The organism is Micromonospora humida (genome assembly GCF_016901255.1).
GTDB lineage: Bacteria > Actinomycetota > Actinomycetes > Mycobacteriales > Micromonosporaceae > Micromonospora > Micromonospora wenchangensis.
Genome location: NZ_JAFEUC010000001.1, coordinates 685,660 through 707,268, shown reverse-complemented (window position 1 = coordinate 707,268; position 21,609 = coordinate 685,660). Strand labels below are relative to the sequence as shown.

Below are 21,609 nucleotides of genomic sequence, written 5' to 3'. Positions count from 1 at the left end.
AATATACCTGTTCGCAACTTCGCAGAACCGGGTGTGAACTTCTCAGAACTTGGCTTCTTCCGTCCCTCGACCACGCCCCGGACACCGTGTGACCGTGGGTGACACGCCGGCCGGGCGACGCGTTCGCACCGCCGGACGGCACGACGGCCGGTGCCGGCGTCACGACATCCGAGGAGACGAGATCATGCAGAACGACGTGGAGCGGTTGCGTACCGAGTGGGAGACCGACCCCCGCTGGCAGGGGGTGCGCCGCAGCTACCGCGCCGAGGACGTGGTCCGCCTGCGGGGGACCGTGCAGGAGGAGCACACCCTGGCCCGCCGTGGGGCGGAGCGGCTGTGGGAGCTGCTGCACACCGAGGACTACATCCACGCCCTGGGCGCGCTCACCGGCAACCAGGCCGTGCAGATGGTCCGGGCCGGACTCAAGGCCATCTACCTCTCCGGCTGGCAGGTGGCCGCCGACGCCAACCTCGCCGGGCACACCTACCCCGACCAGAGCCTCTACCCCGCCAACTCGGTGCCCGCCGTGGTGCGCCGGATCAACAACGCGCTGCTGCGCGCCGGCCAGATCACCACCGCAGAGGGCGACGACGGCGGCGTCGACTGGCTCGCGCCGATCGTCGCCGACGCCGAGGCCGGCTTCGGTGGCCCGCTCAACGCCTACGAGCTGATGACCGCCATGATCGGGGCCGGTGCCGCCGGGGTGCACTGGGAGGACCAGCTCGCCGCCGAGAAGAAGTGCGGCCACCTGGGCGGAAAGGTGCTCGTCCCGACCGGCCAGCACGTCCGCACCCTGGAGGCGGCGCGGCTCGCCGCCGACGTGGCCGGGGTGCCGTCGGTGGTGATCGCCCGCACCGACGCGCAGGCCGCCACGCTGCTCACCACCGACGTCGACGAGCGGGACCGGCCGTTCGTCACCGGCGAGCGCACCGCCGAGGGGTTCTACCGGGTGCGCAACGGCATCGAGCCGTGCATCGCCCGGGGCCTGGCCTACGCCCCGCACGCCGACCTGCTGTGGATGGAGACCTCCACCCCCGACCTGGACGTCGCCCGCCGCTTTGCCGAGGCGATCAAGGCCGAGTACCCGGACCAGCTCCTCGCCTACAACTGCTCGCCGTCGTTCAACTGGCGCAAGCACCTCGACGACTCGACCATCGCGAAGTTCCAGCGCGAACTCGGCCACCTCGGCTACCGGTTCCAGTTCATCACCCTGGCCGGCTTCCACGCCCTCAACTACTCGATGTTCGACCTGGCCCGGGGTTACGCCGCCGACGGCATGTCCGCCTACGTGGCGTTGCAGGAGCGGGAGTTCGCCGCCGAGCCGGCCGGCTACACCGCCGTCAAGCACCAGCGCGAGGTCGGCACCGGCTACTTCGACCTGATCAGCACCGTGCTCAACCCGGCCGCCGAGACCACCGCCCTGCGCGGCTCCACCGAAGAGGAGCAGTTCGCATGAGGTACGAGATCATCGGAGCGCTGGCCGACCGGTTCGACGAGGTCCTCACCCCCGGGGCGCTGGAGTTCCTGGTGGCGCTGGACAGCGAGTTCGCCGCCCGCCGGGTGGCCCTGCTGGACACCCGCCGGGCCCGCCGGGACCGCTACGCCACCGGCCAGTTCCCCGACTTCCTGCCGGAGACCGCCGCGATCCGGGCCGACCCCGACTGGCGGGTGGCCCCGCCCGCACCGGGCCTCACCGACCGGCGGGTCGAGATCACCGGTCCGACCGACCGGAAGATGACCGTCAACGCGCTCAACTCCGGGGCCCGGGTGTGGCTCGCCGACTTCGAGGACGCCACCGCGCCGACCTGGCACAACGTGATCTCCGGTCAGCTCAACCTGATCGACGCCCTGGACCGGCGCATCGACTTCACCGACCCGCGCGGCAAGCGGTACGCCCTCGGCGCGCAGCTCGCCACGATCGTCGTCCGGCCGCGCGGCTGGCACCTGGTGGAGAAGGGGATCGTGGTGGACGGCCGGCCCATCTCGGCCAGCCTGGTCGACTTCGGGCTCTACCTGTTCCACTGCGCCCAGCGGCAGCTCGACGCGGGCGCCGGGCCGTACTTCTACCTGCCGAAGCTGGAGGGCCACCGGGAGGCGCGGCTGTGGAACGACATCTTCCTCTTCGCCCAGCAGCGCCTGGGCCTGCCCCGGGGCACCATCCGGGCGACCACGCTGATCGAGACGATCACCGCCGCCTTCGAGATGGAGGAGATCCTCTACGAGCTGCGGGAACACTCGGCGGGACTGAACGCCGGCCGGTGGGACTACATCTTCAGCGTGATCAAGAACTTCGGGCAGTGGAACGACTTCGTCCTGCCCGACCGGTCCGAGGTCACCATGACGGTGCCGTTCATGCGGGCGTACACCGAGCTGCTGGTGGCGACCTGCCACCGGCGTGGGGCGCACGCGATCGGCGGGATGGCCGCGTTCATCCCGAGCCGGGACCCGCAGGTCAACGAGGTGGCCCTCGACCGGGTCCGGGCGGACAAGCGGCGTGAGGCCGGCGACGGGTTCGACGGCTCCTGGGTGGCCCACCCGGGCCTGGTCGACACCTGCCGCCGGGAGTTCGACGCGGTGCTCGGCGACCGCCCGCACCAGCTCGACCGGCTGCGCGACGACGTCGCCGTCACCGCCGCCGACCTGCTCGCCGTCGACAAGACCCCCGGCCGGGTCACCGCCGCCGGGGTGCGGGCCAACCTCGCCGTCGCGGTGCGCTACGTCGACGCGTGGCTCGGCGGCACCGGCGCGGTGGCGCTGGGCAACCTGATGGAGGACGCGGCCACCGCCGAGATCGCCCGCTGCCAGGTCTGGCAGTGGCTGCACCACGGCACCCCGCTGGCCGACGGCGGCTGCGTGACCGAGGACCTGGTCCGGTCGATCCTCGCGGAGGAGCTGGCCGCCCTGGTCGCCGGGCGCGACGGCGTCGACCGGGAACGGGCCGGCTGGGCGGCGCGGATCGTCGAGGAGACCGCCCTCGGTGAGGACCTGCCCGCGTTCTTCACCACCGGCGCGTACGCCCGGCACCTCGGCCCGGCCCGGCGTCCCGTGCCGGTGGGCTGACCCGGCACCGCGTGGCCGGGAGGTGGCCCGACGACCCCTCCCGGCCCGGCACCCGGCACCCGGCGGCGGGCCGGGCGCCGGTGGGGCAGCAGGCGGTGCCGCCCCCGTGGGATCGTGGGCGGGTATCCATCCCGGTCACGATCCCAGGGGGTTGGTGGATGAATCCGGTCGGGGCCGACGCGGTGACCGGGGGTGCGGCCGGCTGGCCCGACGGCACCTTCGCCAACCCGGTGCTGGCCGGCTTCCATCCCGACCCGAGCGTCTGCCGGGTCGGCGACGACTACTACCTGGCCTGTTCCAGCTTCGAGTACTTCCCCGGGGTGCCGCTGTTCCACAGCCGGGACCTGGTGCACTGGGAGCAGATCGGCAACGCGCTCGACCGGCCCGGTCAGCTCACCCTGCCGGTCGACATGCCGTCGTCGGCCGGGGTGTACGCGCCGACGCTGCGCCACCACGACGGCCGGTTCTGGCTGATCGTCACCAACTGCGCGGACGGCGGCGGCACCCTGATCTGCACCGCCACCGACCCGGCCGGCCCCTGGTCGGATCCGGTCCGGGTGCCCGGGGTGGACGGCATCGACCCCGACCTCGCCTGGGACGCCGACGGCACCTGCTGGTGCACGTACGCGGGGATCGCGCAGGTGCGCCTCGACCCGGAGACCGGACGCACCGTCGGCCCGGTCCGGCGGCTGTGGTCCGGGGCCCCGGGCGCGCAGGCCCCGGAGGCGCCACACCTGTACCGGATCGGCGACCACTGGTACCTGCTGATCGCCGAGGGCGGCACCGAACGCGGGCACGCCGTCTCGATCGCCCGCGCGACGAGGCCCGACGGCCCGTACGAGCCGGGTCCGGCCAACCCGATCCTCACCCACCGGGGCACGCACCGGCCGATCCAGAACACCGGCCACGCCGACCTGGTGCAGGGGCCCGACGGGTCGTGGTGGCTGGTGCTGCTCGGGGTCCGCCCCGGCGGCGGCACCCCCGGCTGGCACGTGCTCGGGCGGGAGACCTTCCTGGCCCCGGTGACCTGGGTCGACGGTTGGCCGGTGGTCGGGGACCTCGCGCCGGTGATGCCCGCCCCGCCCTGGGCCGCGCACCCCGTGCCGGCGCCGCCCGTCCGCGACGACTTCGACGCCGACCGGCTGCACCCGCGCTGGGTCTCGGTGCGGTCCCGGCCGGCGGAGGTCTGGTCGCTCGCCGTGCGGCCCGGTTGGCTCACGTTGCGGGCCCGGGGCGCGTCCCCGGACGCGCCGGACGTCACGTTCGTCGGCCGCCGCCAGCAGCACCCGTCGTGCCGGGTCCGGACCCTGGTCGACCCGGCTGACGGGCACGGTGGTCTGGTGGTGCGCCTCGACGAGCGCCACCACTACGACATCGAGGTGGGCGGCGGCGAGGTACGGGTCGTCGCCCGGATCGGGTCGGTGCGCTCGACGCCGGCCACCCGGCCGGTCGGGGCCGGCCCGGTCCACCTGCGGATCGAGGTGCTCGCCCCGGCTCCCGGCGACTGGCACCCCGCCAAGGAACCCGACCTGCTCCGGCTCGGCGTCGAGCACCCGGACGGGACCTTCGACGTGCTGGCCGAACTCGACGGCAGGTACCTGTCCACCGAGGTCGCCGGCGGTTTCACCGGCCGGGTCATCGGCATGTACGCCGCCCGGGGCGACGTCGCCTTCGACTGGTTCGACTACGAGCCGTGCTAGCCGCCCACGCCGGGCGTGCGCCGGTGCCGGGCGGACCGGGTTATCCTGGTCCGGTCGACCAGGCAGGACACGGTTCGACCGGGCAGCCAACAGTTCGACCAGGCAGGTAACAGTTCGACCAGGGCAGGGAGCAGATCGTGGCAGGTGACGACGACATCTCCGGGTGAACACCCGGCTGCGGTGACCGACGGCGGATGACCGCCCCGTCGCGTCGCCCCTGTCGTCCTGCCCTGTTCACCCCGGGCAGCGCCCGCGCGCCCGGATCATCTGTCTCCGAGGTTCACCATGTCCGACAGTCACGTCGTCTGCTCCCACCTGTCCTTCTCCTGGCCGGATGACACCCCGGTCGTCGAGGACCTGTCGTTCTCCGTTCCCGGCGGCCGCACCGGTCTGGTCGCGGCGAACGGCGCCGGCAAGTCCACCCTGCTGCGGCTCATCGTCGGCGAGCTGCGTCCCACCGCGGGCAGCGTCACCGTCGAGGGGGTGCTGGGCTACCTGCCGCAGCACCTGCCGTTCGCGACGCGGCAGACCGTCGCCGAGGTGCTCGGGGTCGACCGCGTCGTCGCCGCGCTGCACGCCATCGAGGCCGGTGACGCCGCCGAGGAGCACTTCGCCACCGTCGGCGACGACTGGGACGTCGAGGACCGCACCCGGGTCACCCTCGACCGGCTCGGCCTGACCGGGGTGACGCTGGACCGCCGGCTCGGCACCCTCAGCGGCGGCGAGGTGGTCTCCCTCGGCCTCGCCGCCGAACTGCTCAAACGGCCCGACGTGCTGCTGCTCGACGAGCCCACCAACAACCTCGACCGGCCGGCGCGGGAACGACTGCTCGCCGTGCTGCGGTCCTGGCCGGGCACGCTGCTCGTGGTCAGCCACGACCGTGTGCTGCTGGACGAGATGGACCGCATCGCCGCCCTCGACCACGGCGGGATCCGCTTCTACGGCGGCAACTTCACCCACTACGAGCAGGTGGTACGGGCCGAGCGGGAGGTCGCCGAGCGGCAGGTGCGTCAGGCCGAGCAGGACGTGAAGCGGCAGAGGCGGGAACTCCAGCAGGCCCGCGAGCGGGCGGCCCGCCGGGCCTCGACCGCCGCCCGGAACCTGTCCGACGCGGGGCTGCCCCGGATCGTCGCCGGCAACCTCAAGCGGGACGCGCAGGTGTCGGCGGGCCGGGCCGACGACGTGCACACCGCCCGGGTCGCCGATGCCCAGGCCCGGCTGGACCAGGCCGGTGAGGCGGCCCGCCGCGACGACCAGCTCGTCCTGGACCTGCCCGACACCACGGTGCCCGCCGGTCGCACCGTCTTCGCCGGCCACGGGATGCGGGCCGGCTACGCGGGCCGGCCGGTCTTCGCCGGTGACGGGGTCGACCTGACCATCCGGGGTCCCGAACGGATCGCCCTGACGGGGCCCAACGGTGCGGGCAAGTCGACGCTGCTGCGGCTGGTCGGCGGCCGGCAGGAGCCGGAGGCGGGCACCGTCGCGCGGGCGTCGGGGCGGGTGGCGTACCTGTCGCAGCGCCTCGACCTGCTCGATCCGACCCGGACGGTCGCGGAGAACCTCGCCGGGTTCGCCCCGGCGCGGACCGGGGCGGAGCGGCTGAACCTGCTGGCCCGGTTCCTGTTCCGGGGTGCCCGCGTCCACCTGCCGGCGGGGGTGCTCTCCGGCGGTGAGCTGCTGCGCGCCACCCTGGCCTGCCTGCTCTTCGCCGAACCGGCACCGCACCTGCTGCTGCTCGACGAGCCCACCAACAACCTTGACCTGGTCAGCGTGGCCCAGTTGGAGAGCGCGCTGCTGGCGTACCGGGGGGCATTCGTGGTGGTCAGTCACGACGACCGGTTCCTGGCCGGGATCGCCGTGGACCGGTGGCTCCGGCTGGCCGACGGGCGGCTCACCGAGGCCGGACCCCCGCAGTGATCCGGCCCGCCGTGATGCCCACCGACGGGGCAGAGATAGACGCTCGTGCATGGTAGAAAGGGGACGCACGCTACTGCTACGGGGAGGTAACTGTGCGTCACTTCATGCTGCGAACATTTCGCCGTCGTCCGGCCCGGTGGTCGCTTGCCGTTCCGGTGGTGGCCGCCTGTGCGGCGGCGACCCTGGCCGGCCCGCCGGCAGCCCAGGCCGGGCCGGGCTGTCCGGCGGGAGCGATCATGAACGTGGTCGCCCACCAGGACGACGACCTGCTCTTCCTCAGTCCGGACCTGCTGCACGACGTGCAGGCCAACCGCTGCGTCCGCACGGTCTTCGTCACGGCGGGCGACGCCGGCCGGGACAGCACCTACTGGACCGGTCGGGAGACCGGGGCGCGGGCGGCGTACGCCCAGATGGCCGGGGTGGCCGACAGTTGGACCCAGGCGGACGCCGGGATCAGCGGGCATCCGATCCCGGTCTTCACGCTGACCGCCCGGCCCACCGTGTCGCTGGTCTTCCTCCGGCTGCCGGACGGCTATCCCGGCGGCACGGGGCACCCGAACACCGGCTCGCAGAGCCTGCAGAAGCTCTGGCTCAACGGCATCTCCACGATCACGTCGCTGGGCACCGGCGCGTCCAGCTACAGCCGGGCCGGCCTGATCACCACCCTGGCCGGGCTGATGGCCGCCTACCAGCCGACCGCCGTCAACACCCAGGACCACGCGGGTGGGTTCGGCGACGGTGACCACAGCGACCACCACGGCGCGGCCTACTTCGCCCAGGCCGCCGAGTAGGCGTACGTCGGTTCGCCCACGTTCACCGGCTACCACGACTACAAGATCAAGAACTATCCGGCGAACCTGGGATCGACCGACGTCGCCGGCAAGTCCGCGGCCTTCTTCGCCTACGGCCAGTACGACGACGGGGCCTGCACCAGCCTGCCCACCTGCGCCGGCTACGACTACCCGGCCTTCCTCCAGCGGCAGTACAAGGTCCTCGGCCCCAACCTGGCCCGGACGGCCACCGTCACCGCGACCAGCCAGGACACCGGCAGCGGGCAGACGGCGGCCAAGGCCGTCGACGGGGTGGTCGCCGGCTGGCCCGACGACCAGACCCGGGAGTGGGCGACCGTCTACGGCGGCGTCGGCACCCAGCTCACCCTGAGCTGGCCGGGCCCGCGCACCGTCCGCCGGGTCGTCCTCTACGACCGGCCCAACCCCAACGACCAGATCACCGGCGGCACCCTGCTGTTCAGCGACGGCACCTCCACGGCCGTCGGTGCCCTGGACAACGGCGGCGGTCCGACGGAGGTCATCCTCCCGGCGGCGAAGACGGTGACCAGCGTCAAGCTCACCGTCACCGGGGTCGGCGGCAGCACCGTCAACGTCGGCCTCGCCGAAATCGAGGTGTTCGGCAACGCCGGCCCCTGAGCGGACGGCCGAGGCCCGGTCCGGTGGGGGTGTGTGACCACCGGACCGGGCCCCGGCCGCGCCGGTCAGAAGTCGTCGTCGAAGGTGACGCTGCCGCTGACCCCCACCTGGTAGGCCGACACCCGACGCTCGAAGAAGTTCGACAGCTCCTGCACGTCCTGCAGATCCATGAACGCGAACGGGTTCTGCGCGCCGTAGCGCGGCGCGATGCCGAGCTGGGCGAGCCGCCGGTCGGCGACGTGTTCCAGGTAGGTCCGCATGTCCGCAAGCGACAGCCCCGACACGCCCTGGTCGAGCAGGTCCTCGGCGAACTGCACCTCGCACTCGACGGCCTCGGCGAGCATCTCGGTCACCTGACGTTCCAGGTCGGCGTCGAACAGGTCCGGCTCCTCCCGCCGGGCGGTCTCCACCACGTCGAAGGCGAACGCCATGTGCATCGACTCGTCGCGGAAAACCCAGTTGGTGCCCGACGCCAACCCGTTGAGCAGGCCCCGGGACCGCAGGAAGTAGACGTAGGCGAACGCGCCGTAGAAGAAAAGCCCCTCGATGCAGGCGGCGAAGCAGATCAGGTTCAGCAGGAACGCCCGCCGGTCCGCGCGGGTACGCAGCTCCCGCAGCTCGAAGACCGAGTCGATCCAGCGGAAGCAGAACTCGGCCTTGCGCCGGATCGACGGGATGTTCTCGATGGCGGCGAACGCGGCGAACCGTTCCTGCTCGTCGGGGACGTACGTGTCGAGCAGGTTCAGGTAGAACTGCACGTGCACGGCTTCCTCGAACAGCTGCCGGGACAGGTAGAGCCGGCCTTCGGGAGAGTTGACGTGCTGGTAGAGGTTGAGCACCAGGTTGTTGGCGACGATCGTGTCACCGGTGGCGAAGAACGCCACCAGCCGGGACACCAGGTGCCGCTCGGCCGGCGACAGCCGCTCCAGGTCGGCCAGGTCGGAGTGCAGGTCGACCTCCTCCACCGTCCAGGTGTTGCGGATGGCGTCCTTGAACCGGTCGAAGAAGTGCGGGTAGCGCATCGGCCGCAGGGTGAGGTCCATGCCGGGGTCGAGCAGCAGCTGCCGCCCGGCGGTGCGGGGTTCGTCGACGGTGGTCACTGGCACGCCTCGCAGCTCTCGGGGTTCTCCAGGGAACAGGCCAGCGCCTCGGCGTCGGCCGCCACGACCGGGGCGACGGTGACGGTGGCCTGCTGGATCCGGGTCGCCGGACGCGACCGCAGGTAGTAGGTGGTCTTCAGCCCGGACTTCCAGGCGTACAGGTACATCGAGGACAGCTTGCCGATGGTCGGCGCGCTGAGGAACAGGTTCAGCGACTGCGACTGGTCGACGTACGGCGCCCGCGCGGCGGCCAGGTCGATCAGCGCCCGCTGCGGCAGCTCCCACGCGGTCCGGAACAACTCCCGCACCTCGGCGGGCAGGTCGACGATGCCCTGCACCGAACCCTCGGCCCGCTTGATCCGGTCGCGGATCTCCGAGGTCCACAGGCCGCGCGCCTTCAGCTCGCGTACCAGGTAGGTGTTGATCTGGAGGAACTCGCCGGACATGGTCTCGCGCTTGAACAGGTTGGACACCTGCGGCTCGATGCACTCGTAGCAGCCGGCGATCGACGCGATCGTGGCGGTCGGGGCGATCGCCACCAGCAGCGAGTTGCGCAGGCCGTGCGCGGCGATCTGGGTGCGCAGCGCCGCCCACCGCGCGGTCTGGGTGGGCTCGACCCCCCACAGGTCCGGGTGCAGGTCACCCCGGGCCGCCCGGGTCTGCGGGTACGCCGGGTGCGCGCCGAACCGTTCGGCCAGGCCGGTCGAGGTCTCCAGAGCGGTCAGGAAGATCTCCTCCTGGACCCGGGTGGACAGCTCCCGGGCACCGGGCGAGTCGAACGGCAGCCGCAGCGCGAACAACGCGTCCTGCAGCCCCATCAGCCCCAGCCCGACGGGCCGCCAGCGCGGGTTCGACGCCGCCGCCTGCTCGGCCGGGTAGTAGTTGATGTCGATCACCCGGTCCAGGAACACCACAGCCGTACGGACCGTGGCGCGCAGCCTGTCCCAGTCGACGCCGTCGGCGGTGAGGTGCGCGCCGAGGTTGACCGAGCCGAGGTTGCACACCGCCGTCTCGGTGTCGCTGTTGACCTCCAGGATCTCGGTGCACAGGTTGGACAGGTGGATCGTGTTGCCCGGCACGCCGGTCTGGTTGGACAGCCGGTTCGCCGGGTCCTTGAACGTCATCCACCCGTTGCCGGTCTGTGCCAGGGTGCGCATCATCCGCCCGTACAGGTCCCGGGCCTTCACCGTGCGGACCGCCTTCTTCTCGGCGACCCGGTACGCGGCGTCGAACTCCTCGCCGTACAGGTCGGGCAGCTCCGGGGCGTCCGACGGGTCGATCAGCGACCAGTCGCCGTCGGCCTCGACCCGGCGCATGAACTCGTCGGGGATCCAGTTGGCCAGGTTGAGATTGTGGGTGCGCCGGGCCTCCTCACCGGTGTTGTCCCGCAGCTCCAGGAACTCCTCGACGTCCGGGTGCCAGGGTTCCAGGTAGACGCAGGCCGCCCCCTTGCGCCGGCCGCCCTGGTTGACCGCCGCCACCCCGGCGTCGAGGGTCTTCAGGAACGGCACGATCCCGTTCGACCGGCCGTTGGTGCCCCGGATCAGCGCCCCCCGGCCGCGCACCCGCGTGAAGGAGATGCCGATGCCGCCGGAGAACTTCGACAGCTTCGCCACCTGGTGGTAGCGCTCGTAGATGGAGTCCAGCTCGTCGCGCGGCGAGTCGACCAGGAAACACGACGACATCTGGGTGTGCCGGGTGCCCGAGTTGAACAACGTCGGGGAACTCGGCAGATAGGCCAGCGACGACATCAACCGGTAGAACCCGACCGCCTCGTCGGGCGTGGTGGACAGCCCGCAGGCCACCCGCAGCAGCCAGTACTGCGGGGTCTCCACCACCAGCCGCGACTGCGGGTGCCGCAGCAGGTACCGGTCGGCCACCGTACGCAGCCCGAAGTACTCGAACCGCAGGTCACCGGCCGGGTCGACGGCGTCGTCGAGTTGGCGTGCGTGCCGGGCCACGAACGCGGCGGTGTCGTCGGCGATCAGGCCGAGGCCGTGGGCGTACCGGATGGACTCGCTGAACGAGGTCACCTCCTGCCCACGTACCTCCTCGTCCACGTAGGCGGCCAGCAGCCGGGCCGCCAGGCGGGAGTACTGCGGTTCCGTGCCGATCAGCTCCGCCGCCGTCTGGATCGACAGCTTGTCCAGCTCGGCCGTGGTCGCCCCGTCGTAGAGGCCGCTGATCGTCCTGGTGGCCACCCGCAGCGGGTCGACCTCGTCCAGGTCGGTGGTCCACCGGGCGACGGCCGTGACGATCCGGTTGACGTCCACCGGCTCGGTGTCGCCGTCGCGCTTGCGGACCCGCATCGCGGGCCGGCGTGGCTGCGCGCCGTCGACGTCGGACGGTGGGCTCTGCGCTGTGCTCGTCATGACCTCTCCTCGCTGTCACCGATGGCCATCGGGACGCGGGAGGACGCCGACGGGCGCGGCACGGCGGCCGGCCCGGGTGCTGGCGTCGGTCGTCCCGCGCGACCTCCGACCGCCGCGCGCAGCAGCGCACGGCGCACTGGCAGGTCTTCGGACTCGTGGGCGTGACCGGGGTCGGTCGCCTACTGGCCGTCGCTTCCCGGACCTCGCGGTCCAGTGCTCGATGACGGCGGTCGTTCCCACTTACCGCTGCGGGGCAGTCCCGGATTTCCACCGGGTTCCCTGTTGCCTCGACCGGACCACCGGGCCCGGCCGAACCAGCTGCGTGGCACACCATATATGGCGTAGATGGGGGAGAGGCAACACTAGATGTCGCGTCGGTGTGTCGGATAACTCTCATCCGACCGCCCGGTGGCCCGCAGTGACGCCAGCAGCCGCAGCGCGTCGGCGTCGGCGCTGCCGGGCTCGGCGGTGAAGACCAGCATGACCGGGCCGGGGTTTCCGGGCAGCGGGTAGGTGTCCCAGTCCAGGACGATGTCACCGACCTCGGGGACCTGGAAGGTCTTGGTGCCGCTGACCGACCCGCGCACGTCGTGCCGGGCCCACAGCCGCCGGAACTCGGCGCTGCGGATGCTCAGCTCACCGACGACGGCGGTGGCCCGGGGGTGGGTGGGGTCCGTGGCCACGGCGGCGCGCATCATGCCGATGTAGTCCATGGCCTGCTGCTCCCAGGACGCGCAGCGCCGCACCGGGGTCGCCGCCTCGTCGAACATCAGCAGCAGCATGTTGAGCCGGTCCGGCGGGTGGTCCGCCGGATCGCCGAGCAGCGCCACCGCCCACGCGTTCCAGGCGAGCAGGTCCAGGTGCCGGCCGAGCACCACCGCCGGGGTGTCCAGCACCCGCAGCAGCCGCCTGGTGCTCTCCGGCACCCGCTCCGGGCCGTGGTCGACCCGGGCGGGCGTCGGCCGGCGGGCGGCGCGGGCCAGGGTGAACAGGTGCCGGCGTTCCGCGTCGTCGAGGCCGAGCGCGGCGGCGAGCCCGTCCAGCACGTCGTCGGACGGGCGCACCTCCCGGCCCTGCTCCATCCGCTGGTAGTAGTCGGTGCTCAACCCGGCCAGCAGCGCCAGCTCCTCGCGGCGCAGCCCGGTGACCCGGCGTCGTCCACCCGGCTCCAGGCCGACGTCCCGGGGGTGCAACCGGGCGCGCCGGGCACGCAGGAAGTCACCGAGTTCACGGGCGTACGGACGGGTCATGTCGCCAGTGTGGCGCGGCCCGGACCGGCGTGGGTAGGTCTGCGGGACCTAGGCAACCGGGTACGACCGGCCCCGCCCGGTCGGGCCCTAGCGTCGGTGGTCCGATCCGACCGTCAGGGAGCAGCAGATGACCTGGACCGCCGACCACATCCCCGACCAGCACGGCCGCACCGCCGTCGTGACGGGCGCGAACTCCGGCCTCGGCCTGGTCACCGCCACCGCCCTGGCCCGGCGGGGCGCCCGGGTCGTGCTCGCCGTGCGCGACACCGCCGCCGGCCGGCGGGCCGCCCACGGCATGGGCGGCGACGTCGAGGTACGCGAGCTGGACCTCGCCTCCCTGGCCTCGGTACGGGAGTTCGCGGCGGCCCTGGCCGCCGACCGTCCGGTGCTCGACCTGCTGGTCAACAACGCCGGCGCGGTGCTGCTCGGCCCGCGCCGCACCAGCGTGGACGGCCACGAGCTGCACCTCGCCACCAACCTGCTGGGCCACTTCGCGCTGACCGGCCTGCTGCTGGGCAACCTGGCCGCGGCGCGGGCGGCCCGGGTGGTCAGCCTCAGCTCGATCACCCACCGCAACGCACACCTGGACTTCACCGACCTGATGGGCGAGCGCGGCTACCGGGGCTCCACCGCGTACGGCAGGTCCAAGCTCGCCACCACCGTCTTCGGCATCGAACTGGACCGCCGGCTGCGCGCCACCGGGTCGCCGGTGATCAGCGTGCTGGCCCACCCCGGTGTCACCCGCACCAACCTGACTCCCCGGGCCTGGTCCCACCAGGGTCGGCGCGGCCGGGTGATCGCCCGGCTCGGCCTGCTGGCCACCCAGCCGGTCGAGCAGGGTGCGCTGCCCCAACTGCGCGCCGCCACCGACCCGCAGGTCCACGGCGGCCAGTTCTTCGGCCCGGCCCGGTTCTTCCAGACCTGGGGGCCGGTCACCGAGGTGCGGGCCAGCCGGGAGGCCACCGATCCCGCCGTCGGCCGGCGGCTGTGGACGGCGGCCGAGGAACTGACCGGCGTGCGCTGTCTCTGACGCCGGGCCGCACTAGCATGGCTGCGGTCGGTGAGGGCGGCGGAGACGAGGCGACATGGGATGGCTCGGGCGGGTGCTGGGCGGCGGGGGCCGGCAGGTCCAGGAGGATCCGGTCCGGCAGGCGGCGCTGTCGGCCGAGGTGCGGCAGCGCTTCGGCGCCCACCTGGCCGTCCGACCTGCCGAGCAGGTGGCGGCGATGGTCGGGCTGCTCGACGACGGCGACGGCCTGGCGGTGGCGGCCGGCATCGTCGGTGAGTTCGCCGACGCGGCCCACGCGGACCTGCTGGCCCAGACGACGGAGCTGTACCGGCGTACCGGTCAGCGGTTCCCGGTGGACCGGCGCAACTACCGGCCACTGTGGCGCGAGGCCGGTGGCCGGCTGCACTGGCCGCTGTTCGCGCTGCCGGGCGGCCTGCACCCGTACGTGCACGTCGCCGCCGCCACCACGGTCGTCGGCACCCGGGCGGCGCAGTTCGTCCGGGCGACCGACCCCCATCCGCTGCTCGCCCGCCTGTTCGAGGTGCTCGACCTGACCACCTGCGGCTGGGAGTACGGCCGGGTGCGGGTGGACCACGACGGGGCGTCGCTGGTCGGTCGGCTGATCTCCACCACCCGCGACGTCCGGGCGGCGATGAAGGAACCCCCGTCGCTGCCGCCGTCGGTGCGGGAACTCATGCGCACCAACCGGGCGGTCGACGTCTTCGACCTCACCGGCGACCGGGTCGTCGGCACGATCAACGTGGGTGGTGAGCTGCGCCCGGCGCTGTTGACCTGACGCCGTCGGGTCGACCTGCGGGGCCGGCCTGCCCGGGGTGGACGCGGTTGCCGTCCACCCCGGGCTGCCGGGTCCCGTCACACCTGCGCACCGCTCGAAACGTCGAGGGGCACGCCGTGCCGGGCCGGCAGCCCCGGTCAGGCGACGCGGTGCGGGGCGAGCCCGTTGGAGCAGTCGGCGATGGTGACGGTCTGCGAGAAGCGCAGCGCGTCCCGGCGGGCCCACCCGTTGATCCCGGTGGAGGTGTTGCGGACGAAGAACCACAGGTCGCCGGTCAGCGTGGCGCAGTGCACGTCGATGTTCTGACTGGGATAACCCTGGCCCCTGGACTGGCAGTCCCGGTGCGGGTAGGCGTGGATGTAGGTCCCGTCGCCCCACGAGATTCCGCCCCCGCTGTAGCGGTCCGGGTGCTGCCCGTGGCCGTCGCAGTGGGCGCTGGCCGGGCTGGCGGGTATCAGGGCCAGCACCGAGCCGCTCACCGCGAGCGTCAGCGCGGAGGCGATGGAGAGGAGCCGAGATCGCATGGAAGTCCCCTGTCGATAGGTGACGATCACTGTCCACAGAGGATTACACGGGTCGGCCGCACCCGCACGGCGAACGGTGGGCACCGGGGCACCGCCGACCCGGCGAGACAGCCTCCGGTCAGGTGAAGAGCAGGTCCAACTGGTGGTCGAGGGCGGCGGTCGCCTGCACCGGGGTGTACTGCCCGCCGAGCAGGTACACCCCCAGCCCCTCCACCAGCGCCAGCAGTCCCGCCGCAGCGTCCGACGCCGGTGCACGCGGCAGCAGCCCGGCGATGAACTCCACCAGTTGCGCGGTGTCCGGCCGCAGGCCGGGGGCAGCCGCCGGGTGCAGTGCGGTCCAGGACAGGAACGCCAACGCCACCCGCCCGTCCTCGCGCGCCGCCTCGTCCAGCGGCAGCAACGCCGCAAGCAGGGTGCGCAGCAGCAGCCGGGGCTGCGGGTCCGGCCCGAGTGCCGCGACCGCCGCCTCGACCCGGGCCCGACCCCGGTCACGGACGACGGACAGCGCGAAGGCCATCATCTCGTCCTTGGTGGTGAAGTAGTGCTGCACCATGCCCGCGGACACCCCCGCCTCGGCGGCCACGTGCCGCAGACTCACCGCCTCCAGACCCCGGTCGGCGGCGACCCGCATGAGCGCGTCCGCGATCAGCGTGCGGCGCTGACGGGGATCGACCTTCCTGGGCATCGGGGCCTACCGTGCCGTCGTCACGGTGCCGGCCGCGCCGTCCACGGTGATCACCTGACCGGTGACGATCCGCGAGGTGGCGCCCGGCACGCTGATCACGGCCGGGATGCCGTACTCGCGGGCCACGGTGGGACCGTGCGCCATGATCGCGCCGGTCTCGGTGACCAGCGCCCCGGCGGTCAGGAACAGCGGCGTCCAGCCCGGGTCGGTGGTGGCGGTCACGAGGATCTCCCCGGGTTCGAGGTACGCGGTGGCCGGGTCGGTGACCACCCGGGCCGGGCCGGTCACCCTACCCGTCGCCGCTCCCACGCCCCGCAGCAGTCCCGCCCCGTCGGCGGGGGCCGGCAGGGTGCTCTCCACGTCCGTCCCGTCGGACAGCAGCGCCACCGGCACCACCCGGCGGCGCAGCTCGCGCCGGTGGGTCGCCCGGCGTCGCGCGACCAGCCCGGTCAGGTCGGCGCCGTCGAGGGCCGCCTCGACCTCGTCGAGGGTGAGGAACATGACGTCGTCCGCCGCCGGGAACAGCGTCGCCCCGATGAGCAGCAACTGCTCGCGTACGGTCCGGAGCCGGTACAGCCCGGCGAACTTCCCGGACTCCCGCAGCCCCGCCAGCCGTCGTGCCCGCCGCAACAGGAAGATCGCGATCCGGCCCCGGACCGGGCGACGTCGGCGGACCCGGGCAGCCAGCTCGTCGAGCGCGGCCCCGGCGGCTGCGGCGGCCCCGGCGAACCGTCGGTCGGGTGCCTGCGTGGGGTCGGTCAACCGCAGGTAGTTGGCGACGGCAGCGAAGACCGGGGTGGGGTCCTCGGCCCAGCGCGGCACACCGACGTCGGCTTCGGCCGCCGCCCGGTGGCCGTAGCGGGACAGGAAGGCGGACAGGCCGATCTCGGGGAGCGCGCCCCGCAGGTACCGGGCCGAAAGTTCCGCCGGTGGCGTGTCGAGGAGCAGCTCGCGGTGCGGGCGGGCGGCGCAGGCCAGCGCCCACAGCGCGAGATCCATCTCGATGGTCACGTTGTGCGGGACGCCGCGCAGCACGGCGTGGATCTCGTCCTCGGTGGCGACCCCCCTGAGCAGGTGGGCGGGCAGGGCCGAGGCGAGCATCCCGGCCACGATCGGCCAGGTGATGTCGTCGGCGGCACCGCCGTCGCCGTCGCCGTGGTCGCGGACGAACCGCAGTCGCTCGTGGGCCGTCCGCAGGTGCGCCGGTGCCGCAGCCTCGGCCCGTAGCCGGTCGACGGCCGCGACCAGCCGACGCCGTGCCGCGTCCGGTCGTGCCAGCGCCCGCAGGATGCCCCGCAGGGCCCGCAGCGCCGTCGACAGCGATGCGTCCGCCGGTCGGCGGGACCTGCCGCCGGACGGTGCGAACCGGGGGTCCCGCAGGACGTGCTCCATCACCGCCTGGGCGCGCGGCCCGAAGTCGACGGCCATCAACCGGACGAGCCGTCGGCGGCTGGCGGGCCGACGGACCAGGTCGGTCAGGTCGCCGTAGAGCCGCCCGCCGATGTCGACGATCTCCACCCGCATCCCGAGCGAGGCGACCATGGCGGCGATCATCGCGCGGAGCGTGGCCATGCCCATCGGGGTGACCGGTCGCAGCATCCCCTGCACGTTGCCGAACTCGACGTACACCCGCAGGTCGTCGGTCTGCGGCGGCACCGGGAACAGCGTGCTGACCGGCCGCGACTGGAGCAACCACAGCGTCCCGTCGTGGTCGGTCGCCCACTCGACGTCCTGCGGCGTGCCGAAGTGCGCCTGCACCCGCCGGCCGGCGGCCCACAGCTCGCCCTGCCACCCGGGGTCCGCGCTGCCGGCCGGATCGGCCAGCACGACGCGCGTCACCTCGGTGCGGCCGTCGACGACCGTCGTGCCCGGCCCGACCTCGACGAGCATCTCGGTGCGGTTGCCGGTGACCGGGTTCGCCGTGTAGAGCACGCCGGCCCGGACCGGAGCGACCATCCGCTGCACCACCACCGCCATGTGCACGTCGGCGGGGTCGGTCCCACGCGCCTGGCGGTAGGCCGCCGCCCGGCTGCCGTGCAGCGATTCCCAGCACGTGCCGATCGCCGCCAGCAGGTCCGCCTCGCCCTCGACGTTCAGCACCGTGTCGTGCTGACCCGCGAAGCTGGCGTCCGGCAGGTCCTCGTCCGTCGCGCTCGACCGCACCGCCACGGGCCCGCCGCCCAGCCGCGCGTACGCCGCCCGGACCTCGTCCTGCGGGACCACCCCGGCCCGGTGCGCCTCGGTGGTCACGCAGAAGCCCTCGGGCACCCGCTCACCCGCGCGGATCAGCTCGCCGAGACCGGCCGCCTTGCCGCCGACCAGCGGGACCAACCCGGCATGTGCCTCCGTCAGGGGGATCACCGACGCCCGCGTCCCGCTTTCGCAATACGACTGCATTGCAAAGAAGGTACGCGAGTTGCAGTGCGACTGCAATGTAAAAAACCGGCCGCTCCGGCACCGGCCGCAGGCGGGCGGAACGGGCGGCGGCGGGGTTCAGCCCCGCGCCGGGACGACGATCGGCAGCCGGACGGTGAAGGTGCTGCCCCGACCGGGGGCGCTCTCGACGCCGATCGTGCCGCCGTGCGCCTCGGCGAGCTTGCGGGCGATCGACAGCCCGAGCCCGCTGCCGCCGGTGCTGCGGGCGCGGGAGTCGTCGGCCCGCCAGAACCGGTCGAAGATCTTCGCCTGGTCGGCGGGGGCGATGCCGGTGCCGGTGTCGGACACGGCGATGGCGAGCTGGTCGTCGCGCACCTCCAGACGCACGACGACCGACCCGCCCGCCGGGGTGTGCCGCACTGCGTTGGCGACGATGTTGCCGACGATCTGGCGCAGCCGGGCCCCGTCGACGGCCATCTCCAGGTCGGCGCCCACCGAGGTGCCCAACCGGACCCCGGCCGCCTCGGCCGCGCCCCGGTGCGCCTCGACGACCTGCTCCAGCAGATCGGCCACGAAGTACGGCTCGCGGTGGATACGCAGGTCACCGGCGTCGGCGGCGGCCAGGTCACGCAGGTCGTCGATGATGTGCTGCAGCAGCAGCGCCTCGTCGAGCAGCAGGGTGAGCAGCTGCGTGTCGAGCTGCGCCAGACCGTCCTGCGCGGCCTCCAACCAGCTACGCATGTTGGTCAACGGCGTGCGCAACTCGTGCGCCACGTCGCTGACCATGCTCCGGCGCAGCGCCTCGGTCTGCTCGCGCCGGGCGGCGAGATCGTTGAGCGCGGTGGCCAGCATGCCGATCTCGTCGCGGGTGGTCACCGGCACCCGGGCCGGTTCGTCCATCGGTTGCCGGGTCGCGTCCGTGAGCGCCCGCAGCGGCCGGACCAGCCGCCGCCCGACCAGCACGGTGATCAGCACGGTGGCCACCAGCACCGCCCCGGTCACCTGGGCGATGCGGACCACGTTCGCCCGGGACAGGTTGAACACCGGCTCGGCGCCGCCCTGCGTCCCGTCGGTGACGAACAGCAGCGCCGGTGGCGCCACGTACGCCCGGAGCTGGGTCGTCCGGGCCTGCTGCAGGCAGCCGTCGATCTGCTGGTCGAAGCGGGCGTCGCGGCTCGGTGCCGCGGTCCGGTCGGCGCGGATCTCGACCCGGGTCGGTGCGCCCAGCTCCCGCAGGCAGTTCCTGGTCAGGGTCTCCAGTTGGGCGATCCCGGCGACCTCGCTCGGCATCGGGCTCGTCAGCTCGTCGGGCAGGCAGAATCCGACGATGCCCCGGTCCTTCGGGTCGCTCACCTGCACCGAGGCGCGGCCGGCGGGATCCACCACGACCCGCGCGTCCGCCCGGGACTCGGCGCGCACGCAGCCGAGCTGCCGTTCGGCCATCTCCCGGGTGGTGTTGCTCTCCCGCTTGGTCAGCCGGTACGGCCCGACCGCGCGCGGATCGACCCGCTCGGTCCCGCCGGTCAGGCCGAGGTCGATCTGCAACGGGTCGACGGTCGCCGACGGCCGGGCGGTCTGCAACGACGGGCCGTCCGGCGCGGAGTCGGCGATCACCTGCCGGTCCGGGGTCATCAGGGTGATCCGCCGTTCGAGCCGGTCGGCCCGCTCGGCGAGCACCGCGTCGACCCCGGTCCAGTCCCGGTGGGTCGCCGCGTGGTCCAGCAGCGTGTCGTAGATGCTCTTGTCGTCGGCGAGCGAGCGCCCCTGCTCCTGTTGGATCGCCCGGGTGGTCGACTGCACGGCCAGCCAGGTCGTCGCCAGGATCGCGCAGACCGCGACCAGCAGCGAGGTGGCCAGCAGCCGCACCACCAGGCTGCGGTGCACCGGGACCCGCGGCTGCCGGGTCACGACGCGCCGGCGCTGAGCTTGTAGCCGACGCCGTAGACGGTGAGCAGCTGCTGCGGCCGGCGCGGGTTCGCCTCGATCTTGCGGCGCAGGTTCATCACGTGGACGTCGATGGTGCGTCCGGTCGACTCCCGGTCGACGCCCCGGGTGTGTTCGAGCAGTTGCACCCGGCTGAACACCCGGCCGGGCTGACGGATCATCGCGGCGAGGATGGCGAACTCGCCGGCGGTGCAGTCGACCGTGGCGTCCCCGGCGGTGACCAGGCGTCGGGACTCGTCGACGGTGAGCCGTCCGAGCCGGTGCACCGGTGACTCCTGGGGCGTCGTACGCACCCGCCGCAGCAGGGTGCGGACCCGGGCCACCAGCTCACGCGGGCTGTACGGCTTGGTCATGTAGTCGTCGGCGCCCAGGTCCAGCCCGCGCAGCAGGTCGTCCTCGGCGGACCGCGCGGTCAGCATCAGCACCGGCACGTCCGACTCCTGCCGCAGTATCCGGCAGACCTGCATGCCGTCCAGTTTCGGCAGCATCACGTCGAGCAGGAGAAGGTCGAACGTCTGCTCCCGGGCCTGACGCAGCGCCGTCTCGCCGTCGGCCACGACCGTCGCCCGGTGGCCCGCCGCGGTGAGGTAGCGGCGCAACGCCTCGGCCTGCCGCGGATCGTCCTCCGCGAGCATCACGTGTGCGCACATGCTGGGGAATATAGAGCAGGTCAGAGGGGTCGTGGATCGGGCGGAAGGCGGTGACACCGGGCACCTCCCGGTCGGTGCGCAGCTCGGCGGGCGGGTGACGGGGAGGTCCGACGTTCGTGAGAAAAAGGTCATGTCCGGTCCTGACCGGTTCCTGACAAACCGGTGCCACGATCGCCCCGCGGGACGACCGTCGGCGGCGTCGCCCGGGAAGGGCGACGCCGCCGGCCGGCGCGGCTACTTGCGCTTCGCGGCGACCTCGCGTTCACACGCCGGGGAGTACTTCAACCCCTTGGAGATCGACTCGGCGTCGTTGTTCTTGCCGCCGAAGGCCCAGCCCGTGCCGTCGGCGCCCACCTCGACGTACCGGACGCCCTTGTCCTTGAGGCACTTCACGACGTCCCGGGCGAAGTCCTTGGCCTCCGGGTTGGCCGGGTCGAACTCCCACGGCGGTAGCGGCATCAGGTGCTCACACGCCTTGCCCGCCTTGCTGGTCGCGTCCGCGCCGGTGCCGTCGCTGCGCCGCTTCGTGACGTCGACGCCGTGCTCGGTCAGGCACTTCATGTACGGCTTGAGGCGTTCCTTCTGGTCCTCCGGGGTGTCGTCGAGGCGTTCCCGTGGCCGCTCGTCCTTCGGCGTCGTCGCCGACGCGGCGGGGGTGGGCGCGCCGGTCTGGAGGGTGGCCACCTCCGCCCCGCCGGTGCTGCCGGCGGCGGGTGGGGCCTCCTCGGCGGTCGAGCACCCGCCGACCAGCAGTACGCCGCTGCACAGCGCAGCCATCAGTTGCTTCCTCATCGTCACG

General features: G+C 73.1%; 17 protein-coding genes and 1 riboswitch. Of the genes, 8 read left to right on the top strand and 9 right to left on the bottom strand.

Annotated elements, in window-relative coordinates; genetic code table 11:
• Positions 1-184 precede the first annotated feature (184 nt).
• The 6 genes from aceA (at position 185) to JQX11_RS33680 (ending at position 8,104) form a co-directional block, all read left to right on the top strand.
• Positions 185-1,456, top strand: coding sequence for an isocitrate lyase (gene aceA / locus JQX11_RS02860; protein ID WP_204923370.1), 1,272 nt, complete (start codon positions 185-187; stop codon positions 1,454-1,456).
• Positions 1,453-3,060: a malate synthase A gene (aceB, locus tag JQX11_RS02855; protein WP_204923369.1), complete on the top strand. Its 1,608-nt coding sequence runs from the start codon at positions 1,453-1,455 to the stop codon at positions 3,058-3,060. Before aceA ends, aceB begins: the two co-directional genes overlap by 4 nt.
• A 158-nt stretch (positions 3,061-3,218) precedes the next feature.
• The gene (locus tag JQX11_RS02850) at positions 3,219-4,760 is read left to right on the top strand and encodes a glycoside hydrolase family 43 protein (protein WP_204923368.1); all 1,542 of its coding nucleotides are present in this window, start codon (positions 3,219-3,221) and stop codon (positions 4,758-4,760) included.
• Between the two features lie 285 nt (positions 4,761-5,045).
• Entirely contained in the window at positions 5,046-6,677 is a 1,632-nt protein-coding gene (locus tag JQX11_RS02845) for an ABC-F family ATP-binding cassette domain-containing protein (RefSeq protein WP_204923367.1), read from the top strand.
• Between the two features lie 236 nt (positions 6,678-6,913).
• A complete protein-coding gene (locus JQX11_RS02840; RefSeq protein WP_204923366.1) occupies positions 6,914-7,468 on the top strand; it encodes a PIG-L family deacetylase in 555 nt (184 codons plus the stop codon).
• Positions 7,469-7,513: 45 nt separating this feature from the next.
• Positions 7,514-8,104 carry a DUF7402 domain-containing protein gene (locus JQX11_RS33680; RefSeq protein WP_443673932.1) on the top strand — a complete coding sequence of 197 codons (591 nt, stop codon included), beginning with the start codon at positions 7,514-7,516 and terminating at the stop codon, positions 8,102-8,104.
• A 65-nt stretch (positions 8,105-8,169) separates the two neighbouring features.
• Here JQX11_RS33680 and JQX11_RS02830 read toward each other — a convergent pair whose 3' ends face one another.
• The 3 genes from JQX11_RS02830 to JQX11_RS02820 all read right to left on the bottom strand — a co-directional run bounded on the left by JQX11_RS02830 (position 8,170) and on the right by JQX11_RS02820 (position 12,826).
• Positions 8,170-9,147: a ribonucleotide-diphosphate reductase subunit beta gene (locus JQX11_RS02830; RefSeq protein ID WP_232377177.1), complete on the bottom strand. Its 978-nt coding sequence runs from the start codon at positions 9,145-9,147 to the stop codon at positions 8,170-8,172.
• A gap of 53 nt (positions 9,148-9,200) precedes the next feature.
• Positions 9,201-11,576 (bottom strand): ribonucleoside-diphosphate reductase subunit alpha, encoded by a 2,376-nt coding sequence (locus JQX11_RS02825; protein WP_204923364.1) that lies wholly within the window; start codon positions 11,574-11,576, stop codon positions 9,201-9,203.
• 121 nt (positions 11,577-11,697) lie between these two features.
• A riboswitch (cobalamin riboswitch) is annotated at positions 11,698-11,911 on the bottom strand.
• Positions 11,912-11,938: 27 nt separating this feature from the next.
• Complete coding sequence (locus JQX11_RS02820) at positions 11,939-12,826, bottom strand: helix-turn-helix transcriptional regulator (protein ID WP_204923363.1); 888 nt, start codon at positions 12,824-12,826, stop codon at positions 11,939-11,941.
• 127 nt (positions 12,827-12,953) lie between these two features.
• Between JQX11_RS02820 and JQX11_RS02815 the strand changes: the two genes are divergently transcribed.
• Positions 12,954-13,856: an oxidoreductase gene (locus JQX11_RS02815; RefSeq protein ID WP_204923362.1), complete on the top strand. Its 903-nt coding sequence runs from the start codon at positions 12,954-12,956 to the stop codon at positions 13,854-13,856.
• A gap of 55 nt (positions 13,857-13,911) precedes the next feature.
• Positions 13,912-14,631, top strand: a complete 720-nt coding sequence (locus tag JQX11_RS02810) for a hypothetical protein (RefSeq protein WP_204923361.1) — start codon at positions 13,912-13,914, stop codon at positions 14,629-14,631.
• Between the two features lie 137 nt (positions 14,632-14,768).
• On the opposite strand, the gene JQX11_RS02805 is transcribed toward JQX11_RS02810, so the two are convergent.
• The 6 genes from JQX11_RS02805 to JQX11_RS02780 form a co-directional block, all read right to left on the bottom strand.
• Complete coding sequence (locus JQX11_RS02805) at positions 14,769-15,155, bottom strand: hypothetical protein (protein ID WP_204923360.1); 387 nt, start codon at positions 15,153-15,155, stop codon at positions 14,769-14,771.
• 118 nt (positions 15,156-15,273) lie between these two features.
• The gene (locus tag JQX11_RS02800) at positions 15,274-15,840 is read right to left on the bottom strand and encodes a TetR/AcrR family transcriptional regulator (RefSeq protein ID WP_204923359.1); all 567 of its coding nucleotides are present in this window, start codon (positions 15,838-15,840) and stop codon (positions 15,274-15,276) included.
• A 6-nt stretch (positions 15,841-15,846) separates the two neighbouring features.
• On the bottom strand, positions 15,847-18,201 hold the full coding sequence (locus tag JQX11_RS02795; protein WP_307826031.1) for a PEP/pyruvate-binding domain-containing protein: 2,355 nt from the start codon (positions 18,199-18,201) through the stop codon (positions 15,847-15,849).
• Positions 18,202-18,333: 132 nt separating this feature from the next.
• Positions 18,334-20,124 carry a sensor histidine kinase gene (locus JQX11_RS02790; protein WP_204923357.1) on the bottom strand — a complete coding sequence of 597 codons (1,791 nt, stop codon included), beginning with the start codon at positions 20,122-20,124 and terminating at the stop codon, positions 18,334-18,336.
• Positions 20,121-20,810 (bottom strand): response regulator transcription factor, encoded by a 690-nt coding sequence (locus JQX11_RS02785; protein WP_204923356.1) that lies wholly within the window; start codon positions 20,808-20,810, stop codon positions 20,121-20,123. The genes JQX11_RS02790 and JQX11_RS02785 overlap by 4 nt, the downstream gene beginning before the upstream one ends.
• Before the next feature lie 234 nt (positions 20,811-21,044).
• The gene (locus tag JQX11_RS02780; RefSeq protein WP_204923355.1) at positions 21,045-21,602 is read right to left on the bottom strand and encodes a hypothetical protein; all 558 of its coding nucleotides are present in this window, start codon (positions 21,600-21,602) and stop codon (positions 21,045-21,047) included.
• Positions 21,603-21,609 lie beyond the last annotated feature (7 nt).